The sequence below is a fragment of the Shewanella marina JCM 15074 genome, from assembly GCF_000614975.1.
GTDB lineage: Bacteria > Pseudomonadota > Gammaproteobacteria > Enterobacterales > Shewanellaceae > Shewanella > Shewanella marina.
This window is the reverse complement of record NZ_BALM01000008.1, coordinates 80545-101356: the sequence shown is the minus strand read 5'-3', so window position 1 is coordinate 101356 and position 20812 is coordinate 80545. Positions and strand designations below refer to the sequence as shown.

Sequence of the window (20812 nt, the reverse complement as noted above, 5' to 3'; positions counted from 1 at the left end):
GACCACCCCGTAAATTCAATAAGCCGAATATTATATACTAGTAGCGCTATTTAAGTGTATATCAAACATTAAACTATGTTGTTTTTACGCCACGCGCGCGCGTCACTAAGTAATAAATAGCCATGTTAATTCACTATAATATTCGTGTTTAAACATCCCATATTGCTAATGCATAACAGCCATAGTTATGCCAAAATGACCGCCATTTTGGTCTAACTTGAATACTGCAGTGCACGACAAAAACTTTGACAAATTGGCACAAAAATTTGCCAAAAATATCTATGGCACCCCCAAGGGTGAAATTAGAGCCGCTATTTTATGGCGTGATCTACAGCAAACCTTAGCGCAATTTGGTAACAAAAAATTACGCATTTTAGATGCGGGTGGTGGTTTTGGCTTCTTTAGCCAAAAATTAGCGGCATTAGGCCATCAAGTTATTTTGTGTGATATTTCAGAGCAGATGCTCACTCAAGCACAAATGCATATTGATGCTTCTGATGTTCCACTTGATATCACCTTGGTGCATGCACCTATTCAAGATCTTAACCAAACAGAACATGGCAGCTTTGATTTGATCATGTGTCACGCAGTCGCAGAATGGCTCAGTAATGCGCAATCAGCGATCTACGGCTTAACTCAATTGTTAAAGCCAGATGGTCAGTTATCATTGATGTTTTTTAATAAAGAAGCGATGCGTTTTCATTCTTTAGTTTCAGGCAATTTCGATTACGTTCAAGCAGATTTCAAGGTGAAAAAGAAAGTGGGTTTAACCCCCACACATCCACTGTATATCGATGATGTAAGAGCATGGTTTAACGACTGGGAGATGACCATTAATTGTGAGTCTGGAGTACGAGTGATTAACGATTATCTGAAAACTAGCCTACCGCTGAACTTCGACTTTAATCAGCTATTAGAGATGGAACTTATCTATTCTAAGTTAGAGCCTTATTTATCATTAGGGCGTTACATTCATTTTGTTTGCCAACATAAGTCTCAATAAGGAAGGACTGTCATAATGAAGCGTATCATCTTATTACTCAGTTTATGTTTAACTTCAACGGTTGCGTTAGCGACCGAATTTACCACGCCAACGGCATTGGCAAAGCTTTTTAGCGCCAACTACCTTAACGGTACCATGGTGGTATTGGATGTCACTAAACAGCAGTACTTGGCGGTTAATCCACAACGTGCGCAGCAACCTTTTATACCTGCTTCTACATTTAAAATCCCTAACAGCCTGATTGGCTTAGCAACCGGGGCCGCTAAAGATGTTGATCAAATAATTTATCGCTATGACGGTACGCCGCTTTATCTTAAATCTTGGCAACAGGATATGAGTTTACGGCAGGCAATAAAAGTATCAAACGTACCTGCATACCAAGCATTAGCCCGTGAAATAGGCTTAAAAGCCATGCAGCAAAATATCGATAAACTGCATTATGGTAATCAAAAAATTGGTCATCAAGTCGATGATTTCTGGTTAAAAGGTCCATTAACAATCAGCGCGGTTGCGCAAACTCAATTTCTGGCAAAATTAGCACTTGGACAATTGAGTTACCCACAAAAATTACAGGCTGATGTTCGTGAGATCTGCTTATTAGAGCAAGGAACAAACTGGGCATTATATGGCAAGACTGGGTTAGCAAGTGCCTATACCCCTCGTCTAGGTTGGTTTGTCGGTTGGTTAACTGTCAAGCAACAAGGTAAGCAATCTGTCTATAGTTTTGCACTGAATATGGATATGACTAAAGGGACTGAATTTAACGACCGTATCACGCTCGCTAAAGAGGGATTGATGAATTTGGGTTTACTGCCTAAAACATAAATAGTGCCATCAACAATTCGCGCGCCAATAGGCGCGCTAATACAATATAAACAATTAATTAATCTTACAATCACTGTGCCAGCAATCCTGCACTTTCACCCGCTGCTGCTCTAGATAGTCAACCACACTGCGCTCCCCCACTAAGTGTCCCGCGCCAATCACAACAAATAGAGGTGATGACTGAGTTGTCATTAATTGCTTAATGCCTTGAGCCATAGTGATATTACGTTCAAATAAAATTTTATCATTGATAATTAACTGCTGTGGATCTGAAGTATCACCGAGCATCGCTTTAAATAGCGCCTGATGATCGCCACCGCGCCAAGCATCCACTAATTGCAGCATTAATTCATCCTCAGCCACCATTGACTCTTTTAACATGGCAAACTGTACAGCAAGTGGAAATTCAGCTAATAGTTTGAATTGTTGCTGCATCGATTCTAACTGATAAATCGTTTTATGCTGAGCTTGTGTCATAAAATACTGATCAACGCCATAGGCACTCGAATAGCCCAAATCAGCATAACGACTCATCGCAATTTGGGTCGCTTGTAACCAAGGTGCAAATGCAGCAATGGCTTGGCATGGTTGCTTGTGCTGCAAACAAAACTGCTGTTTTGCTAATACAATATCTGCAGGGAGCGGTGGTGATTGATAGCCGTACTGTTTGACTAAAGCCATCACATCAGCTTTAGTCGGATCAACTTCAACCACTAAACCTTTACTCGAATCAAAAGCTTGCTCAATTAAACTTGGTAGAGGATAAAAATCAGCCTTCCCTACATGCACAGAGCCTAATAGATAAACCGATTGCCCCTTAAAACTGGCTTTAAAAAACGGCGGTTTGTCAGTTGTGGCAGCTTGCACAGTCATCAGAACACTGGCACCCATTAAGACCGTTAACGCTACTTTAGTCAGGGTTTGGTAAATACTCATTGCGTTATATTCCTTTATTGAGTCAATCAATTGCCACAGGCTTAGCCTCTGGGCTGCATTTTAGAGTGAATATCCGTATAATATTACCCATTAAACAAGATTATAGGGGCAGTTATGCCATACGTTAAAGTTATTGAGCAGCTAAAAGACAACTTGCAAACGGCATACCGCCAAGCTATCGATGCTGATGCTAAGCTTAATGAATTACAAAAATCGGGTCACGCTAAATTTAGTGCCATTTTCACTGAAAATGAAGGATTTAATGGCCGCCACAATCGCTTTTTACCCTATGTACAAGAGCTAGCAGACGACTTAAATCTACTGCAACCTGAGCAGATGGATAAAGCCCAATTAGAGCTGTTTGTCAAAAAGCTGGGCTTGTTACTGCAAACCTTGCAAGTGTTCAAGCAACAAGCTCGCGATTAACATAAAAAAAGCTGGCCATCTAAAATGAGCCAGCTTTTTTATATTTACCCCTAAACAACCTAAAGTTGGGGGTTTTAAAACAGCTTAATAAACGGTTTTAACCATCTGCTCAAGCCACTTATCTAACATTTTAGCTTCATAATGAAATGCTTTTTGATGACCAGACTGAATGCCACCTAAAAAATTCATATCCGATAAATTCTCAGTGCCAGCGACCATCACCTTACCATCGCTCAATAATTTATAGCTAAAACTAATTCGCGGAGGGTAGATATTCTTAACCACTCTAAGATCATTTGCCGTTGCACCAAATGTCGGGCGCATATCACCAGCTAAATCAAGATTAGTCACAGTCAATTCAAGAGATTGACCTGTTTTAAGGACTTGTTCGGCTTGCTTATTCAAACTTGCAGTTAAAGCGTTGAATAAACGTTTTTCAAACCGTGATTGGATATCTGAGCCCGCTTTAATATCACGGTAACTATCAGGCTGCTGCCAAGTAATATTGACCATGCCATCTTTAGTTAATATATCTTGCGGCTCTGAGACATCAGCTTGCGCCATTGCCGCACTACTCGCTAATACACCTACTAACAATAGGTATCTCATTTTCATATTTGCCTCCTTAAGCAATACAACAACCTTTGCTAAATCAACAGCATAATCAACTGACAAATATGCTATTTAGCGAATACGAGAATTAGACCTTATGCACAACAAATAGTTTAATAAACCACCACCGAATCCAACAAAGGGTTGAATTGGTATTAAAAAGGAAAGCGTTGACTCAATTTAGGGTAAGTTAATTTAAGTTGCTTAGGCTTATCATTAAATTTCTTACCCGCAGGTTGGTGATGTCCAGACGGTATAAATGGTAATTCATCACCGGTTCTATCTTCAAAAATCTGCCCCGCAATTAAATCGTATTCATCAACAAATGGGTAAGCATAACCATTAACCATCGGCCATACTTCAATATCACCTAAACTATCAGCATCAACTAATGCGGCTTCAAAACGCTGCTGGCCTAAAGAGATTAGAAAACTACGGAACTCAGCAAATGCATACTCAGAATCACAACCAGCAATTACGTGTGCAGCCCCCCATAATGGCCATTGATAAGCACGGCGCATCTGCTGTCCGAAATGTTTATCAAACTCAGTTAACTCTTCAGCACTCAATGAAGAGAGTTTGCTGCGTAATACTTCTGAAAGTGATTGTTGATCTTGGTCGGCACTGGTGCGGCTCACGAGTTGCCAAAATTGTTCAATAGTCATAATAAATAAAGGCTCAATATTTTTGCGTAAATATTTTTGCGTATTATATACCCAAACAGCTTATTGGTGTGATATTCAGGTTATTTGGCTATCTACACCTTCTCGCTCAATGGTAAGCATAGACGGCTAAGAACAATTTTTTTACACTAGCCAATATAATGGATTAATACCTAGGCCAATGATGAACAGTTCAATGACGAACCCTCGCCCGCTATCACTCAACATTTTGATCATATTTTATATCCTCGCCACTACCCTAGCGATTTGGCGTGCCATCAGTGTGCAAACCTTAGATATATTTTCAATTGCCAGCATATTGGTACTCATTGGATTATTAAAGCCGATGAGTTGGAGCTATTTAGTGTTAAAGGTTTATGTCATTTTACAAACACTCGTTGTCGTCGCGTATGGGATAGTGGCGATTATTGCTTGGCAAGTTACCCCGGATAAACTCACAGATTCACTCAATGCCTTACCCATCTCGGCTAGCCTAGGCGTGACATTGCTCATCAGTTGGTTAATTTTGCAGTATGTCATTACTTTTAAAAGCTCCACAAAAAGTTACCTATCTCAGTAAATAAAACCCGCACACAAATAATTAACAAAAATCTGACCTAGAGCAAATTTTGAGTAATTTAGTTGTATTTTAGGTGGGTTTTCAACACGATTTTCTTTCAAATGTTAAAATCATGTGGCATGTTTAGCCAGTCAACAATGACCATCTACGGAAAGAAGAGATAACAATATGAATAAGAGTGAATTAGTTGCACAAATGGCAACCAAATCTGGCTTAACTAAAGCAGAATCAGCTCGTGCACTACAGTCTTTCGAACAAACAATTGCTGAAGCAATGAAAGACGGTCAAAAAGTATCTATTATCGGTTTTGGCTCATTTGAAACAAGCCAGCGAGCTGCTCGCACTGGTCGCAACCCACAAACAGGCAAAGAGATCCAAATCCCTGCGGCAACTGTGCCAAAATTCAAAGCAGGTAAACAACTTAAAGATTGCGTTAATCCGTAAATACAATCGACTGGTTACATTAAGCAGCCTTTGGGCTGCTTTTTTATTGCACATTTTTCGACCTTCACTGCACTTTAATCACTCATCATGACTTTTTAATATTCATAACCATTTGTAATACAATAATTAAATTATTGGCACTGTTTTAGCAACTCCTTATTTTAGCGAAACAAAGTCACTTAAAAAGGTGACGACTTATAATTTAAGGAGAATAAAATGAACCCCCTACTCGTCAGTTTAATCGGTACACTCGTCATATTACCCACCTCAAGTTATGCACAATGGAGCGCCAATATAGGAGCAAGCTCCAATTATTTATGGCGTGGTGTCAGTCAAACCCAAGATGCAGCCGCAATACAAGGCGGTATTGATTACCAACATCAATCAGGATTCTACCTAGGAAGTTGGGCTTCAAATATTGATTTTGGCGATGACACCAGCTACGAACTTGATTTTTATACGGGCTACAGCGGTCAAATAACTCAACAAATTAGTTATGATTTCAGCTATCTCCATTATGGTTACCCTGACGCAGATGCCAATATTGATTTTGGAGAGTTAAAAGCAGCACTTGAATGGCATTGGTTATGGCTACAGTACTCTTATGTAATAAATGCAGGCGATAACGTTACCGCGCCAACACTTGATAATCGTGACCTTAGATATGTAGAGGCGCTTATTCGCTACCCGATATCAGACACCTTAACTTTAAGTGCTCATTACGGCTATTCCAGCGGTGATGTAGTGCAAGCTTGGTATAACACCAACAATTATAGCGACTATCGGCTTTCTCTGAGTAAAAGCACGGCAATAGGCGATGTCAGCTTTACCTTGGCAGATACCGATTTAGCTGACGATGATGGCAAATTTATTATTAGCTGGAGTTATAGTTTCGATATGTAATAGGTATAGCAGTAATAAAAAACGCCACTGAAAAGTGGCGTTTTTTATCAATGAGCGAAGCAATAAATTAACGTTGACGCTTACTTAAAGCATTACGTTCAATTAACTCAATAATCGGTGTAGCAACGTCAATACCAGTGGTTTTCTCAATGCCTTCTAGACCAGGGGCAGAGTTTACCTCAAGCACTAATGGACCACGCTCAGAACGTAGGATATCAACACCACCAACCACTAATCCCATCGCTTTAACCGCCGCTACAGCAGTTTTACGTTCTAATGGGGTGATTTTAATGGTTTCGCCATGTCCACCTAAATGTAGGTTAGAGCGGAAATCGCCTTCAGGACCTTGGCGCTTCATTGCGGCAACAACTTTGTCGCCCACTACAAAGCAACGAATATCCGAGCCATTCGCTTCTTTAATAAATTCTTGCACCATAATGTTGGCTTTAAGACCAAAGAAAGCCTCAATCACGCTTTCAGCCGCCTTTTTGGTATCTGCTAATACCACGCCGATGCCTTGGGTACCTTCCAATAATTTAATCACTAATGGTGCGCCACCCACCATATTGATCAAATCAGGAATATCGCCCGGTTTGCTTGCAAAGCCCGTCACAGGCATACCAATACCTTTACGTGACAGTAACTGTAATGCCGTTAATTTATCGCGAGAGCGTGAAATGGCAATAGAATCATTGGCAGCATACACTCCCATCATCTCAAATTGACGCACCACAGAGCAGCCATAAAAAGTCACTTTCGCATGAATACGAGGAATGACAGCATCAAAACCTGTCAGCTCCACGCCTTCTTGATGAATAGTTGGCTTAACGGAATTGATATTCATATAACAATTCGCAATATTAATTATCTCAGCCTCATGTCCCCTTGCGATACATGCTTCCTGCAAGCGCTTAGTAGAGTACAACTCTGGAAATTGGGACAAAATACCTATTTTCATTGGGGTTATTCCAAATAACGACAAAAAATACACTCAATAAAATCCATCGAGTGCCATACAGAAGCCAAAAAGCTCTTGGCCAATTTTAGCCTAACATAAATAAAAAAATGCTACTTAGATCTCACATTTTTTCAAAGCTAACCGTTACATTAATGTTGCACAAATGTTTAGCGAACCATTAGCCAAATGAATATCAATTTAGGGACGAGGTATTTATTGTGAGTCGAATCATTGAAACCGCTAATAACGACATCGAAATTGAAACAATGACGAGTAGCAAGAGTAGACCATCTGAGCAAGCCTTACGCAACAAAAGGGAAGTCAAACGACGCTTAGATGACTACTTCGAACAAAAACAACTCAAACAATTAATGGGAGACGATTTTTAATTAACTCACTGTTTCAAAATCGACAATGTTAATGCCCAGTTTACGACTGGGCATTTTTTTAATCTTATCGGCGACTCTCATCCGCTTTACGATCGGCAAAATACTGCTTTGTTAGCGCAAATACAACAGGGCTAAGCAAAATCAATGCAATTAAATTTGGAATTGCCATCATCGCGTTCAAAGTATCGGCAAGCAACCAAATAAAATCAAGCGAACTAATCGCACCAATAGGAACCACTAAAGTCCAAATTAATCGAAATGGCTTCACGGCTTTAATACCAAACAGATACTGCACACACTTCTCACAGTAAAAACTCCAGCCAAGTATGGTAGTAAAAGCAAAAATAGCCAATGCAATAGCAACGATATAATGCCCAAAGGGAATCGCATGTGAGAAAGCAAATGAGGTCAATGCCGCACCGTTCTCACCAGAGGTCCAAGCGCCAGAAACTATAATCGCTAACCCTGTAATACTACAAACGATAATGGTATCAATAAAGGTGCCTAACATTGCCACTAAACCTTGCGCGACGGGATTATTGGTTTGCGCCGCGGCATGAGCAATTGGCGCACTACCTAAACCCGCTTCGTTCGAAAATACGCCCCGAGCCACACCAAAACGAATTGCCGCCCAAACGGCTGCCCCGGCAAAACCGCCCTGCGCTGCGACTGGATTAAAAGCACTTTCAATCACAAGTGCAAATGCGGCAGGTACTTGATCGGCATAAACAATTAATACCGCAATGCCCGCAGTTAAATAGAATAACGTCATCAACGGCACTAATTTACCTGCAACTTCAGCGATGCGCTTAATTCCCCCCATTAACACGGCACCGACCAAGACCATTAAGATCACGCCAGTCACCCAAAATGGGATACCAAAATTACTCTCTAATGCATCAGCAACCGAGTTAGATTGCACCGTATTACCAATACCAAAGCCAGCTAAGGCACCAAATAGCGCAAATGCCGTTCCCAGCCAAGTCCATTTGCTACCGAGACCATTTTTAATGTAATACATAGGGCCACCAACATGGTTGCCATCAGCATCCGTCTCACGATATTTAACCGCCAACACGGCTTCGGCGAACTTAGTTGCCATGCCGACTAATGCGGTACACCACATCCAAAAAAGCGCGCCAGGACCACCCATAAAAATAGCCGTAGCAACACCTGCAATATTACCTGTACCAATGGTGGCAGAAAGAGACGTCATTAATGCGTTAAATGGACTAATTTCACCTTTTAGTTTTTTATCAGGATCTGGGATACGCCCCGTCCACAGTAACTTAAAGCCAGTACCCAACTTCAAAATAGGCATAAGCTTTAAACCAATAGACAAGAATAAGCCAACCCCTAGAATTAGGATGAGCATGGGGGTGCCCCACACAACACCATTTATCGCACTAATAAAATTAGTAATGGTTTCCATCTTCACCTCATTAATAATGATTGTTGTTGCATTATTAAACAGGCTACAACAAATAATTAACATAGTGAAATTTTAGAAGATATATTTTACGGCGATACAGGTTTGGCTAATTTGTCTATTTGCGCGAGAGTCTGCCAACAAGTGGCACACAAACAACCTTGCTCGATATCAGGAAGTAACAACTTGGTTGATGAGGATAATTGAGGTAATGCAGTATGCATACACCAGCATTGCTCAATGGTTTGCCCTTTGGCAGTGGCACACTGATTAGATGTATGACAACGAGGACAATGATTTTTAGTTTGCATAAATTGATAACTTAATTTGATGAGTATCGCGCTCGATACTCATCAAATGAGCATCACTGCGCAGCAACTTGCGGGCGAACCCCTAAAGTATGACAAATCGCATAAGTTAATTCAGCACGATTTAAGGTATAAAAATGAAAATCTTTCACTCCCTCACGGGCAAGCACTTTGACCATATCAATCGCCACATTAGCGCCCACTAGCTGACGGGTCGCGGGATCATCATCTAAACCTTCAAATTGACGATGCAACCATGCTGGAATGGCGACATTGGTCATGCCAGCAAATCGTTTTAACTGATTAAAGTTAGTCACAGGTAAAATACCCGGAATGATTTCAGCTTCAATACCAGCGACCACACAACGGTCACGAAAACGTAGGTAAGATTCAATATCAAAAAAGAATTGGGTGATCGCACTGTTAGCGCCAGCGTCAATTTTGCGCTTTAAATTGATTAAATCAGCTTGTGCATTGGCCGCATCAGGATGCACTTCTGGATAAGCCGCCACCGAGATATCAAAATCAGCAACTGAGCGCAATAACTTGACTAAATCACAGGCAAAGCGAGTCGGTTTAGCGCTGCCTGCAGGTAAATCCCCCCGCAATGCCACGATATTACGAATACCTGATTGCCAATATTGCTGAGCTAATGCAATTAACTCCTCGTCACTGGCATCCACTAAAGTCAGATGTGGCGCTGCCACTAAGTCAGTTTGTTGTTGGATCCGCTCAATTACATTATGAGTACGATCTCGTACCCCAGAATTAGCACCATAAGTCACTGACACAAATTTAGGTGCCAATGGCGCTAAGCGCTGCACAGAACTCCATAACAGACTTTCCATCTCTGGCGTCGCTGGCGGAAAAAACTCAAATGATACGTTAATGTCGCCATTTAGCTCAGACAGACTTTGGTTCAAAATCTGCGCATGTTGTGCATGATGAAAAGCCATACTTACTCCCTATGATACTGCCTATGACAACCGGACGTTTAGACGTCTACATGTCCAAATACTATCTTAGTCATCAATCAAGTCAAGTCCTATTTTCATTTATTTAACAATCAACGATTTTGCATTAACAAAAAGCCAGCGCGAGGCTGGCTTTATTAGTTCTTTAATCAAATTGGTATAATCAAAGATTATTCTTGCAATAAGTCCCGACAAATATGGGCTAAATCTGATTGCACTGCGGCGGCAGTAACTTCACGCCCCGCCCCTGGACCACGAATGATTAATGGATTATCTCGATAAAAACCACTACGAATCACAAACACATTATCGCCCGGTGTTAAATTGGCATAAGGGTGATCTAATGCCACCGCTTCTACCGCCACTTTTGCACTCACTTTATCGTCAGTTAAATCCAGTGATGCCACATACCTTAATACTTTATTATCTGACTGCGCTTGCCTAAATTGAGCCAACATCGTTTCATCCAAGCGACTGATATTGGCTAAAAACTCAGTCACAGAAACTTGAGCTAATTCACAGGGCACTAACGACTCAAGCTCAATATCATTAAGCTCTATATTTAAGCCAATTTCACGGGCAAGAATAAGCAACTTACGCTGCATATCTTTACCTGAAAGGTCGTCACGCGGATCTGGCTCGGTAATGCCTAACGCTTTCGCTTGTAACACCAGTTGCGAAAACGGCACATGCCCATCATAGTGTTCAAACAGCCAACACAGTGTACCTGAGAAAATCCCCCCCACAGCGGCGACTTTATCACCACTATTATGCAGATCATTGAGTGCATGTTGTACAGGTAAGCCCGCACCACAACTGGCGTTATAACGCCAAAATAAACGTCTGTTCGCTAATCGCTGTAATAAACTATTATAAAAATCTAACGGGCCAGAACCCGCTAGTTTATTCGCACTGACGATATGAATACCATGTTTAAAAAATGCAGGGTATTGAGCACTTAACTGCTCACTGGCACTGATATCTAGCACCACTAACTCATCTGCTGATAGCTGCGACAATTGCGTTAATAATGTCGGATATTGCCATGCTTGCGCTTGCTGCTTAAATTGCGATTGCCAATGGCCTAGATCGATAGCTTGATCACTGAGCAATGCTTGTCTGGAATTCACCAATCCCACCAGCTCCACCGAGGCTTCTAATTCATGGTTGAGTGACGTAACAGCTTGTTCAAATAAGCTTAACCACGCTTGACCTATATTCCCCAAGCCAAACAACACCACGCCAATACGTTTACGTGGCCCAGCGCAGCGGCGATGTACTTTTTGGGTCAGTACATTAACTTGTTTGATTGGCACTAAGGTCACTAAACTCAAAGGATCTTGATATAAAGGTAATGCTTCTCGACTCAATAATCGTGCAAAGCTACGGCGATACAGATTAGCATCCGCACTCACTAATGCCACCAGACCATAATTGTCTTGCTGACTAAAATAGTTAATACCTAACGTTTGATGATGTTGATTTAAAAAATCGCTGTACTGCTGCTGAGACTCCATAGTGCAGGCAAATGACACATCATTAGCACCGTATTGCCAGTAGCCTAACGGTAACATCTCGGCATCGCTAAATGCCCGTTTTAGCTCATCAATATTACCCGCTAATTGTAATGAAAATAGACACACTTGACCGAGATTGGTCACAACTGGAGCACTCGCTGCGTCAGTTTGTGGTGAAATTAAACTAAATTCAGTTTGCGGCGCATAACTGGAGCGAACCGCTAAGCTCACTTGGGTATCAAACAGTGGTTTTAAGGTGCGACTATGCAGCACGGGTGAACCTAGATGAGCTAGTTTATCCGCTTCATTAAGGGATAAATTATGCAGTAATTTAGCATCCGTGATTTTATTGGGATCAGCATTAAAGATACCTTCCACATCGGTCCAAATGGTGACACGGCCAATATTGGCTAAACTCGCTAATAGCGTGGCACTATAATCGGAACCATTACGGCCTAACAATAAAGTATCACCTTGTTCATTGGCACAAATAAAACCGGTAATAACGATGCGTTGCTCTGGATACTCTGTTAAAAACTGCTGTAATTTTTGGCGTGAAATATCGGTTTTAATTTGCGGCACGGGGCCATCTTCAGCCACTAATACCTGACATGCATCTAAATGACGCGCAGCCACACCAGATTCGCGCAATAGTGCCGCCATTAATTGTGCCGACCATCGTTCACCAAAACTGAGTAACTGATTTTGTCGATACTGACTAATGTTACTCAGTTTTAAGATACTAATTAGCTGAGATTTATCACTTGATAGTCGTTCGCGCAGTGATTGCGCTTGCTCATGACTTAATAGCTGTTCAATCAATTCTTGCTGGTAACTGCATAGTTCATCGAGCGATTGCTGCCATAATTCACCCGTTTGTTTAAGCTAATAACCGATACAAAGCATTGGTCGTTTTGCCTGCCGCAGATACCACCACTAAATCGTCACTGTGACCATGAGTCAGTAATATATGTACCACTCGACGGTAGCAATCTGCATCAGCTAAGCTTGAACCACCAAATTTATGTAGATGTATCCGCCCCATTAAGAGTTCTCCTGTTGTGCCAGTATTGCCACGGCACGTAAGCCAGCATTAATGTCATTAGCTAAATCGGCAATATCTTCAATTCCTACAGATAATCGTAGTAAACCTGCGGTCACTCCCGCAGCTAGCCGAGCTTCTTCAGCCATGGCGCGATGTGTCATCGTTGCCGGCACCGCAATTAAACTCTCTACGCCACCTAGGCTTTCCGCTAATGAAAAATGTTGTAACTCACCAATAAACGCAGCAACTTCATTGTCACCGCCCACTAATTCAAAACTTATCATGCCACCAAAACCCTGCTGCTGTCTTGTAGCTATGTCATGTCCTGGATGTGAACTTAAACCGGGATAATAAACTTTGGCGACCACATCACTATGAATTAATAACTCAACAATAGCAGCTGCGTTTGCTTGATGCTGTTTTATCCGCACCGCCAATGTCCGCAGCCCTCTTAAGGTGAGATAACTATCAAAAGCTGAGCCTGTTAGTCCCAATGTATTTGACCACCAATGTAACTGCTCCGATAACGGCTCATCTTTTGCAATCACCACACCACCAACCACATCGCTATGGCCATTGATATATTTGGTCGATGAATGCATCACGATATCTGCACCTAATGTTAACGGTTGCTGTAAGGCGGGTGATAAAAAGGTGTTATCGACCACGCATAGACCACCAACCGCATGGGTCTGCTTAGCAATGGCTGTAATATCAACAATACGTAGTAGCGGATTAGAAGGCGTTTCAAGCCAAACCATCTTAGGCTTCTGCGCAATTGCAGCGGCCAACGCTTGGCGATCAGTTTGATCAACGATGGCTAACTTAAATGCCCCTTTGGCGGCAAGGTGGGTAAATAAACGGAAACTGCCACCGTAACAATCATGTGGCACAATCAATAGATCATTGGGCGTTAATAAACTGGTGATCAAGGTAATCGCAGCCATTCCCGTACTGGTAATCACAGCACTGTGACCCTGCTCTAATTGTGCGAGTGTCGCCGCTAATTGATCTCGGGTTGGATTGCCACTACGGCTATAATCGTAATCTCGCGGAGTTGCATGACCGTCAAACGAATAATTGGTCGACAAATATATTGGCGGCACCACTGCGCCATATTGACTGTCCGATTCGATTCCTTGGCGTACAGCGGTTGTGGCAAATTGACGTGTTGACATAATTTCTCCAGCTCCTGCATTTGAGATTTATATTAACTAAAAATCTATGATAAGATGTCTAGACGTCTAAATGTACCTAACCATTTTCATAGGGTCAATAGATGTTTGGATGTTTAGACGTCTAAATGTAAAGAAATCTGTAATACTGGTATCGAAAATGTGGTCATTTATTTGACTGCGACCAGAAACCCTTTAAAATCTGCTGCGTATTTAAGTATAAACAGGTGAGTCAATGACTGAATGGAATGGCGATTACATCAGCCCTTACGCTGAACACGGTAAAAAGAATGAACAGGTAAAAAAAGTTACCGTATCAATTCCGTTAAAAGTGCTAAAAGTATTAACTGACGAGCGCACCCGCCGCCAAGTCAATAATTTACGCCATGCCACCAATAGCGAATTATTATGTGAAGCATTTTTACATGCTTACACAGGTCAGCCGCTGCCTAACGATCAAGATTTATCAAAAGATAAACCTGATTGTATCCCTGCGGATGCCAAACGTATTATGGATGAGCTGGGCATCGAGTGGGAAGAGCTAGACTAGCTTCCTCATCACCGTTATCGATACGATTAATTAAGACACAAGTTCACGCTTGTGTCTTTTTATTTGCAGCCAAAATAAAAAAGGCGAACCCATTAGGTTCGCCAATCATCAACAACAAATCATTGCTTCATTATTAGCTGATATAGCTTTGACCTGCATAGATAATGAAGTGACGTAGTGCAAGTACACCTGCAAGACTTGCACAAGCTACCGTCACCATTGCACCTTTGGTATGACGACTGTGCGCAGGCATTAGCATTGACAGTAATGGAATACCAAAACCAATCGCGACTACACCAACCCAGAATACAACCGCCCATACCCCCGTCGTTAACGATGCTAATGCCATCGCTGCTGCGCCACCTTTAAAATAAAGCGCGCAGAACAACATAAAGATAAAGGTCATTTCAGCAAATACCACTGGCAGTTCCATACCATGCATGGTTTTCATGTGTGGCTCATGACCGTTTGAATTAAACATCAATAGTGCCACTAATGTATTTGCTGCTGCACCTGCTGATAAACCTGAAACAAGGAATAACGCAGGTAGTACGGCAGTGTTTAGCATCGGATAAGCATTCATTGCTGACAATAAGAAGCCAGTATAAGCGCCCACACCTAATGCCAATACAAACATCACCAATTCAATCGGTTTGCGCCATGGTAGTAACATAGTTGCAATCGGCGTAAGGAAGCCTAACTTCCACTGTGCTAATTCATCACGTAATACCATTAATGCATAAGCAAATGTTAGCGGAATATAGAACAGTAGTACCGCCACACCAATAGCCATCACGGATTCAAAATTATAGTTAATTAGAATCAACCAAAAATGGAATGGTTTGGTTAAGTCAAACACCAAACAAGCAAGACCAATACAGATGGCAACTGGTGCTATCAGTGCTGCCGCCTTTAAAATAGCTGACTCTGATTTATCATCAGTGTTTGACCACCAACGCAAACCTAAGCCAATCAATAAACTGCCCGCAGACAAACCGGCCATAAATAGATAAATTGCAATAATCCAATTCCATGTGACCGGATCATATTGTGCTACATCGCCCCAAGTATTGTTCATGACACAATGCCCCCTTTCTTAGTTGGGATACGATAAACTCTTGGTTTGGTACCAAGATGAGTACTGTCTTGATAATTTGCACGTTGCAACAACATTTTCGCCACTTGGCTGTTGTTGTCATTGGTATCGCCGAACACCAAAGCATCGGTAGGACATACGTCCACACATGCAGGCTGCTCACCGCGAGCTAAACGCGTGTCTTTACAGAAATTACACTTGTCAGCCACTTTCGTTTCTGGGTTCATAAAGCGCACTTTGTACGGACAGGCCGCCACGCAATACATACAACCCACACACTTTTCAGGTTTAATCGATACGATACCATCATCGCCAATATAAGCTGCGCCCGTTGGACATACCGTCACACAAGGTGCATTTTCACATTGCTGACATGACATACGGTGGTATTTAAAGTGTAAATTTGGTGCTTCACCAAATGGCCCTTGAATATGCACCTGTAGGCGTGACACGCCATCTGGTACATTATTTTCACTGCGACAAGCAACACTACATGCTTGGCAGCCTATACATTTGTTTTCATCATGAACGATGACATAACGTTGACTCATGAATATTCTCCCTAAGCTTTAGCTAACTTAACGCCAGTGGTGTGGACGTTCATACCCGTAACAGGTGAGGTCTTATGTGGTAGCAAGTTGCCACAATGCACGCCTTTGCCTACGGCACGAGCCAATTCTTTGTTCTTTGAACCAAAGCCCATGTACGCAAATACGGTGTCTTGACGAATACCTGGCGTCACTAACGCCTGACCTTTTTCAGTACCGACACTGCTGGTTAGCGTAATAGCATCACCATGTTGAATGCCTAACGCACCGGCCGTAACTGGATGGATCCAAACCGCGTTATCAGACATTAACTGACTCAACATAGGCACATTTTGTGAGCCTGCATTGGTATGCACAGCAACTTTACCTTGGATGAAATAAAGCTCATCAGCTTGCTTTAATTCAACCGGTCGATAGCGGATAACACCACGACCCGGCGCCATTTTTTCAACCTTGGTTGATGACAATTCAATCTTGCCAGAAGGGGTTTTGAAGCTTAACGCGCTGCCATAAGTGCCATCTTCGTCCATCTCACGCGCATTGCTGTAAGTCGCGGCGAACTTAGACACCATACTAGGCTCACGTAACATCAATGGCTGACCATAAGTGACAAAGCCTAAGTCTTTAATCTGTTTCAATAATTGATGATCTTTATTGACCTGCATTAACTGCAAGGTTTCCATGTTTTGCCATGGGAAATACTGACCTAAGCCCATCGCCTCGCCAGCTTCTTTAAAGATCTGCCATGACGGTTTAGTATCACCAATCACTTCCACTACGCGTTGACGCACATAGTAGCCAGGATTTTTACCTGACTTATCGGCAATCTCTTCATCACGCTCAAGGTAGGTTGATTCAGGTAGGATCAAATCGGCATAAGCAGCAGTTTCACTGATATAAACATCGCATACCGCAATGAAATCAAGCTTCAACATTGCTTCAACCACGCGATTACGATCGGTCATGGTTTGCATAGGGTTAGTACGGCTCATTACCCAGCCACGTAACTGATATGGCACAGCTTCAAGGGTGGCATCGAGAATCGACTGATATACGCCACCTGATGACCACACCATAGAGAACTGTTCGTCCACTTGGTCGATACGTTTAGCAGTAATCTTAGGCAGATTTTTCACGCCCGGTTTGGCTAAAACAGGGGCAACCGCTTCACCAGCAAACTTGTTGTAAGCAGGTGCTTTTTTACCGAGGTAAATACCACCTTTACGCTCAATGTTACCAATCAGAATATTGGCAGCATACAAGGCACGACGCATTTCAAATTCTTCAGTGGTGAAAGTCGCACGATGGCCAAAGTCAACACAAGCGTGCGGCGCACATGCAGCATATTCATGAGTAATACGACGAATATCAGCAGCAGGCACATCAGAAATAGTTTCAGCCCACTCAGGCGTATAAGCCTTCACTTCTTTGGCAAATTCATCAAAGCCTTCAACGTATTGCGCCACAAACGCTTTATCGTACAGGTTGTCTTCAATCAATACATGACACATGGCTAACGCAACGGCCACATCGGTGCCCGGACGGATGGCGTACCATTCATCAGCTTTATCGGCCACAATTGAGAAGCGTGGTTCAAATACCACAAGTTTGGCGCCTTTATCCATTTGTGCTTTCATCATGCCACGTGTTTCTGACATGTTGATGCCTTCATAAAGGTTATGACCAAAGTTGATAATATACTTTGAGTTACCTAAATCACGCTTAAGCTTGGTACCAAAAATTGCCTTAGCAGCAATGACATATGCACCCGGACAAGTTGTCGCATGGGTAAATGTATTTGGGCTACCAAATGCTTTAGCTAAATGGAACAGGTGCCCTGAAAGCGAACCTGATTTTGACGAGAAAGCAACGGCTTCAGCACCATGCTTTTGTTTAATGTCATTTAAGTTAGTCGCCATCATCTCATAGGCTTCATCCCATGAAATCTCCTGCCACTTACCTTCGCCACGTTCACCCACTCGACGTAAAGGCTTAACAATACGCTGCGGATCATAAAGCATGCTATGGCCTGCACCACCACGAGCACACACTTTACCACCAAACGCTTTGGCTTCTTTGTTACCACCAATGAATACGTTCTTGCCATCAACAACACGAGCTGAGATCGGACATCTGGTCGAACACATTTCACAAATACTAGCAACGTAGTCGGCAGACACGCCCTTTAAATCGCCTTTTTCTAATGCGGCTAATGAACCCGGCATTAAACTGGCTAAGGCACATGTTGCACCACTGGCACCGGCTCCTTTTAAAAAGCTGCGCTATTTAGATTGATCATGGTGACCTCCATCACTCACTCTGGATGATGCCGTTCTTAGATGACGACATATTTTTAGTTATTAAAAAATATAAATTTAATATCTAAATTATTTATCCATACATAGTGAAGGGGTATTGTGGTAAACCACATCGTCAAAGTGACTGTGATCCAGCACAATAAAAAAAAGCGAAATAGCCTCAGAAGTGGAATCTAGATCATGGCCGTCAATATTTAATAATAATTGAGGATTTTTAATATAAAACTGACTAAAAAAATGTTAAAAACAATATAATTCAATATGTTACAAAATAGATTAATAATTATCAAAAACAACACCTGATAATTATTAATCTATAAAACTACTGAGCTAAGCCGCTAATTAATCGTGCTAAAGCAGGTTGAGAGGTTTGATGAGATGGGTAACAAAGGCCAATTCGGCGGAACATTCTCGGGCCATCAAAAGCCACTTGCGCCAATCTTGGCTCATCTTCAATTAAGCCATCTGGCAAAAAACTGATGCCAAAGCCAGCCAATACTAACGACATAACTAACGATTTTGACTCAGCTTTGGCCACTAAATTTAATGACATATTATCGCAAGCTAATAAACCAATCGTTTGTTGATGAGCCTCGCAAGGAGGACATTCAATAAAATCGTAGCCATTTAATTGCGCAGGAGTAATTTTTTCTGCTTGTGCTAATGAGTGCTCCTTAGGCACACAAAGTACATAATCTTCTTCCCATAAGGGTAAGAAAATCTCCTCACTAAACTTAAGCGAATCCAAAGTTAAACGACAATCAGCAGGACTTTGATAATCCACTAACTCCAAGTCTAAATGGGGAATAAGTTGTTGCACTTGTTTTAAAAACAGTGCCAATCTAAATTGACTTAAATCAGGCATTACTGCTATTCGTAGCTTTTGCTTAGCCGCTTTAGCTTGGAATAAACTCGGTAATTGTTTGGCTTCTTCCACTAATTTAACCGCTAATGGATAGAGATAATGAGCATTATCTAAAGGCGTTACCCCTTTTTTACCTCGGCTAAATAACTCGCCCCCTAATTCTTGCTCTAATTGGCGTAATCCAGCTGACAATGAGGGTTGACTAACATGACAGCGATTAGCCGCAGCGGTAATATTTTTCTCTTCAAAAATAGCGATAAAAAAACGCAATAAGCGCAAATCAATCATGGGGGAACTCCTATCCATAGCTTTTAGCTATTACATCTAGCGGAAATAAGTATTTTAACCGAAAAAAATGCTGTTCTATACTGAATCCCATCGAAACAAGACAGTTATTAATAGGATTTAATTATGAATAAGCAGTTAGTTGTTATTACAGGTGCATCAGCAGGTATTGGTGCAGCAATGGCACGTGCATTTAGCCAAGCAGGTCATCCATTATTATTATTGGCTCGCCGCGTTGAGCCAATGCAAGCACTCGCTTTACCTAATAGCCTATGTATTAGTGTTGATGTGACCGATACAGAGGCGGTGCAACAAGCCATTGCGACAGGTGTGGCACAATATGGCCCTGTTGGCTGCTTAATCAACAACGCAGGTGTGATGTTACTTGGTCAGGCTGATGTGCAAAACCCTGCTGAATGGGCACAAATGCTTAATATCAACGTCATGGGTGTATTGAATGGTATTCACGCTGTGCTTGCTGATATGAAAGCGCGTAAAACAGGTACCATTATCAACATCAGCTCAATTGCTGGTCGTAAAACATTCCCTAATCACGCTGCTTATTGTGCGACTAAGTTTGCAGTACACGCGCTAACTGAAAACATTCGTGAAGAAGTGGCAATGGATGATGTACGTTTAATTACTATTGCACCAGGCGCAGTAGAAACCGAACTACTAAGCCATACCACTAATGATCAAATCAAAGCTGATTACCATGACTGGAAAGAACATATGGGCGGTGTAATTGCACCAGAAACGATTGCAGAGGCTGCACTATTTGCTTGGCAGCAGCCACAAAGCGTTTGCGTACGTGAAATCGTGCTAGCAGCAACACGCCAACAGCCGTAATCCCCTATCATCAGATTAAAGGCAGCCGTTAATGGCTGCCTTAGACTTTTCGACCACTCCTCGCTAGCCACTGTATAACTTTGTCCTCTTTTCTTTTTTACAACACAACCAGAAC

At 42.0% G+C, this 20812-nt stretch carries 21 protein-coding genes and 1 pseudogene; 9 read left to right on the top strand and 13 right to left on the bottom strand.

The annotated features are described in order from the left end of the window. Window positions 1-229: 229 nt before the first annotated feature. A complete protein-coding gene (locus tag JCM15074_RS08320) occupies window positions 230-1003 on the top strand; it encodes a methyltransferase domain-containing protein (protein WP_025820782.1) in 774 nt (257 codons plus the stop codon). Window positions 1004-1018: 15 nt separating this feature from the next. Then, window positions 1019-1828, top strand: a complete 810-nt coding sequence (gene blaOXA / locus JCM15074_RS08315) for a class D beta-lactamase (protein WP_025820781.1) — start codon at window positions 1019-1021, stop codon at window positions 1826-1828. Between the two features lie 54 nt (window positions 1829-1882). On the opposite strand, the gene JCM15074_RS08310 is transcribed toward blaOXA, so the two are convergent. Then, window positions 1883-2764: a TraB/GumN family protein gene (locus JCM15074_RS08310; RefSeq protein WP_025820780.1), complete on the bottom strand. Its 882-nt coding sequence runs from the start codon at window positions 2762-2764 to the stop codon at window positions 1883-1885. A 114-nt stretch (window positions 2765-2878) separates the two neighbouring features. Here JCM15074_RS08310 and JCM15074_RS08305 point away from each other — a divergent pair, with 114 nt between their 5' ends. Beyond that, window positions 2879-3190, top strand: coding sequence for a hypothetical protein (locus JCM15074_RS08305; RefSeq protein ID WP_025820779.1), 312 nt, complete (start codon window positions 2879-2881; stop codon window positions 3188-3190). Window positions 3191-3274: 84 nt separating this feature from the next. On the opposite strand, the gene JCM15074_RS08300 is transcribed toward JCM15074_RS08305, so the two are convergent. Together JCM15074_RS08300 and JCM15074_RS08295 are read right to left on the bottom strand one after the other, a co-directional pair. Beyond that, window positions 3275-3805 carry a DUF3016 domain-containing protein gene (locus JCM15074_RS08300; protein WP_025820778.1) on the bottom strand — a complete coding sequence of 177 codons (531 nt, stop codon included), beginning with the start codon at window positions 3803-3805 and terminating at the stop codon, window positions 3275-3277. Window positions 3806-3957: 152 nt separating this feature from the next. Then, window positions 3958-4467, bottom strand: coding sequence for a DUF4240 domain-containing protein (locus JCM15074_RS08295; RefSeq protein ID WP_025820777.1), 510 nt, complete (start codon window positions 4465-4467; stop codon window positions 3958-3960). A 193-nt stretch (window positions 4468-4660) separates the two neighbouring features. Here JCM15074_RS08295 and JCM15074_RS08290 point away from each other — a divergent pair, with 193 nt between their 5' ends. The 3 genes from JCM15074_RS08290 to JCM15074_RS08280 all read left to right on the top strand — a co-directional run bounded on the left by JCM15074_RS08290 (window position 4661) and on the right by JCM15074_RS08280 (window position 6391). Beyond that, on the top strand, window positions 4661-5044 hold the full coding sequence (locus JCM15074_RS08290; RefSeq protein WP_051536861.1) for a hypothetical protein: 384 nt from the start codon (window positions 4661-4663) through the stop codon (window positions 5042-5044). A gap of 168 nt (window positions 5045-5212) precedes the next feature. Further along, complete coding sequence (locus tag JCM15074_RS08285) at window positions 5213-5488, top strand: HU family DNA-binding protein (RefSeq protein WP_025820775.1); 276 nt, start codon at window positions 5213-5215, stop codon at window positions 5486-5488. A gap of 216 nt (window positions 5489-5704) precedes the next feature. Then, entirely contained in the window at window positions 5705-6391 is a 687-nt protein-coding gene (locus tag JCM15074_RS08280) for a TorF family putative porin (protein WP_025820774.1), read from the top strand. Window positions 6392-6458: 67 nt separating this feature from the next. On the opposite strand, the gene rimK is transcribed toward JCM15074_RS08280, so the two are convergent. After that, window positions 6459-7349: a 30S ribosomal protein S6--L-glutamate ligase gene (gene rimK / locus JCM15074_RS21545; RefSeq protein WP_037469384.1), complete on the bottom strand. Its 891-nt coding sequence runs from the start codon at window positions 7347-7349 to the stop codon at window positions 6459-6461. Between the two features lie 218 nt (window positions 7350-7567). On the opposite strand from rimK, the gene JCM15074_RS24335 reads away from it, so the two are divergent. After that, window positions 7568-7738: a PA3496 family putative envelope integrity protein gene (locus JCM15074_RS24335; RefSeq protein ID WP_159105277.1), complete on the top strand. Its 171-nt coding sequence runs from the start codon at window positions 7568-7570 to the stop codon at window positions 7736-7738. Window positions 7739-7802: 64 nt separating this feature from the next. Here JCM15074_RS24335 and JCM15074_RS08265 read toward each other — a convergent pair whose 3' ends face one another. The 5 genes and pseudogenes from JCM15074_RS08265 to metB form a co-directional block, all read right to left on the bottom strand. Next, the gene (locus JCM15074_RS08265; RefSeq protein WP_025820773.1) at window positions 7803-9170 is read right to left on the bottom strand and encodes an alanine/glycine:cation symporter family protein; all 1368 of its coding nucleotides are present in this window, start codon (window positions 9168-9170) and stop codon (window positions 7803-7805) included. An 86-nt stretch (window positions 9171-9256) separates the two neighbouring features. Beyond that, a complete protein-coding gene (locus JCM15074_RS08260; protein WP_025820772.1) occupies window positions 9257-9478 on the bottom strand; it encodes a cysteine-rich CWC family protein in 222 nt (73 codons plus the stop codon). Window positions 9479-9531: 53 nt separating this feature from the next. Next, complete coding sequence (gene metF / locus JCM15074_RS08255; RefSeq protein ID WP_025820771.1) at window positions 9532-10431, bottom strand: methylenetetrahydrofolate reductase; 900 nt, start codon at window positions 10429-10431, stop codon at window positions 9532-9534. 188 nt (window positions 10432-10619) lie between these two features. Continuing rightward, window positions 10620-13011 (bottom strand): annotated as a pseudogene (locus JCM15074_RS21540) (bifunctional aspartate kinase/homoserine dehydrogenase II). After that, window positions 13011-14189 (bottom strand): cystathionine gamma-synthase, encoded by a 1179-nt coding sequence (metB, locus tag JCM15074_RS08245; RefSeq protein WP_025820770.1) that lies wholly within the window; start codon window positions 14187-14189, stop codon window positions 13011-13013. Before metB ends, JCM15074_RS21540 begins: the two are co-directional and overlap by 1 nt. A gap of 232 nt (window positions 14190-14421) precedes the next feature. Here metB and metJ point away from each other — a divergent pair, with 232 nt between their 5' ends. Next, the gene (gene metJ / locus JCM15074_RS08240) at window positions 14422-14736 is read left to right on the top strand and encodes a met regulon transcriptional regulator MetJ (RefSeq protein ID WP_025820769.1); all 315 of its coding nucleotides are present in this window, start codon (window positions 14422-14424) and stop codon (window positions 14734-14736) included. A 133-nt stretch (window positions 14737-14869) separates the two neighbouring features. On the opposite strand, the gene nrfD is transcribed toward metJ, so the two are convergent. From nrfD to JCM15074_RS08220, 4 genes are all read right to left on the bottom strand, one after another. Then, on the bottom strand, window positions 14870-15814 hold the full coding sequence (gene nrfD, locus JCM15074_RS08235) for an NrfD/PsrC family molybdoenzyme membrane anchor subunit (protein ID WP_025820768.1): 945 nt from the start codon (window positions 15812-15814) through the stop codon (window positions 14870-14872). After that, a complete protein-coding gene (locus tag JCM15074_RS08230) occupies window positions 15811-16383 on the bottom strand; it encodes a 4Fe-4S dicluster domain-containing protein (protein WP_025820767.1) in 573 nt (190 codons plus the stop codon). The genes nrfD and JCM15074_RS08230 overlap by 4 nt, the downstream gene beginning before the upstream one ends. 11 nt (window positions 16384-16394) lie before the next feature. After that, window positions 16395-18605 carry a thiosulfate reductase PhsA gene (gene phsA, locus JCM15074_RS21535; protein ID WP_234400193.1) on the bottom strand — a complete coding sequence of 737 codons (2211 nt, stop codon included), beginning with the start codon at window positions 18603-18605 and terminating at the stop codon, window positions 16395-16397. Window positions 18606-19020: 415 nt separating this feature from the next. Continuing rightward, the gene (locus JCM15074_RS08220) at window positions 19021-19851 is read right to left on the bottom strand and encodes a LysR family transcriptional regulator (RefSeq protein ID WP_025820766.1); all 831 of its coding nucleotides are present in this window, start codon (window positions 19849-19851) and stop codon (window positions 19021-19023) included. Window positions 19852-19974: 123 nt separating this feature from the next. On the opposite strand from JCM15074_RS08220, the gene JCM15074_RS08215 reads away from it, so the two are divergent. Then, window positions 19975-20697 (top strand): SDR family oxidoreductase, encoded by a 723-nt coding sequence (locus JCM15074_RS08215; protein ID WP_025820765.1) that lies wholly within the window; start codon window positions 19975-19977, stop codon window positions 20695-20697. The last annotated feature ends 115 nt before the right edge of the window (window positions 20698-20812 follow it).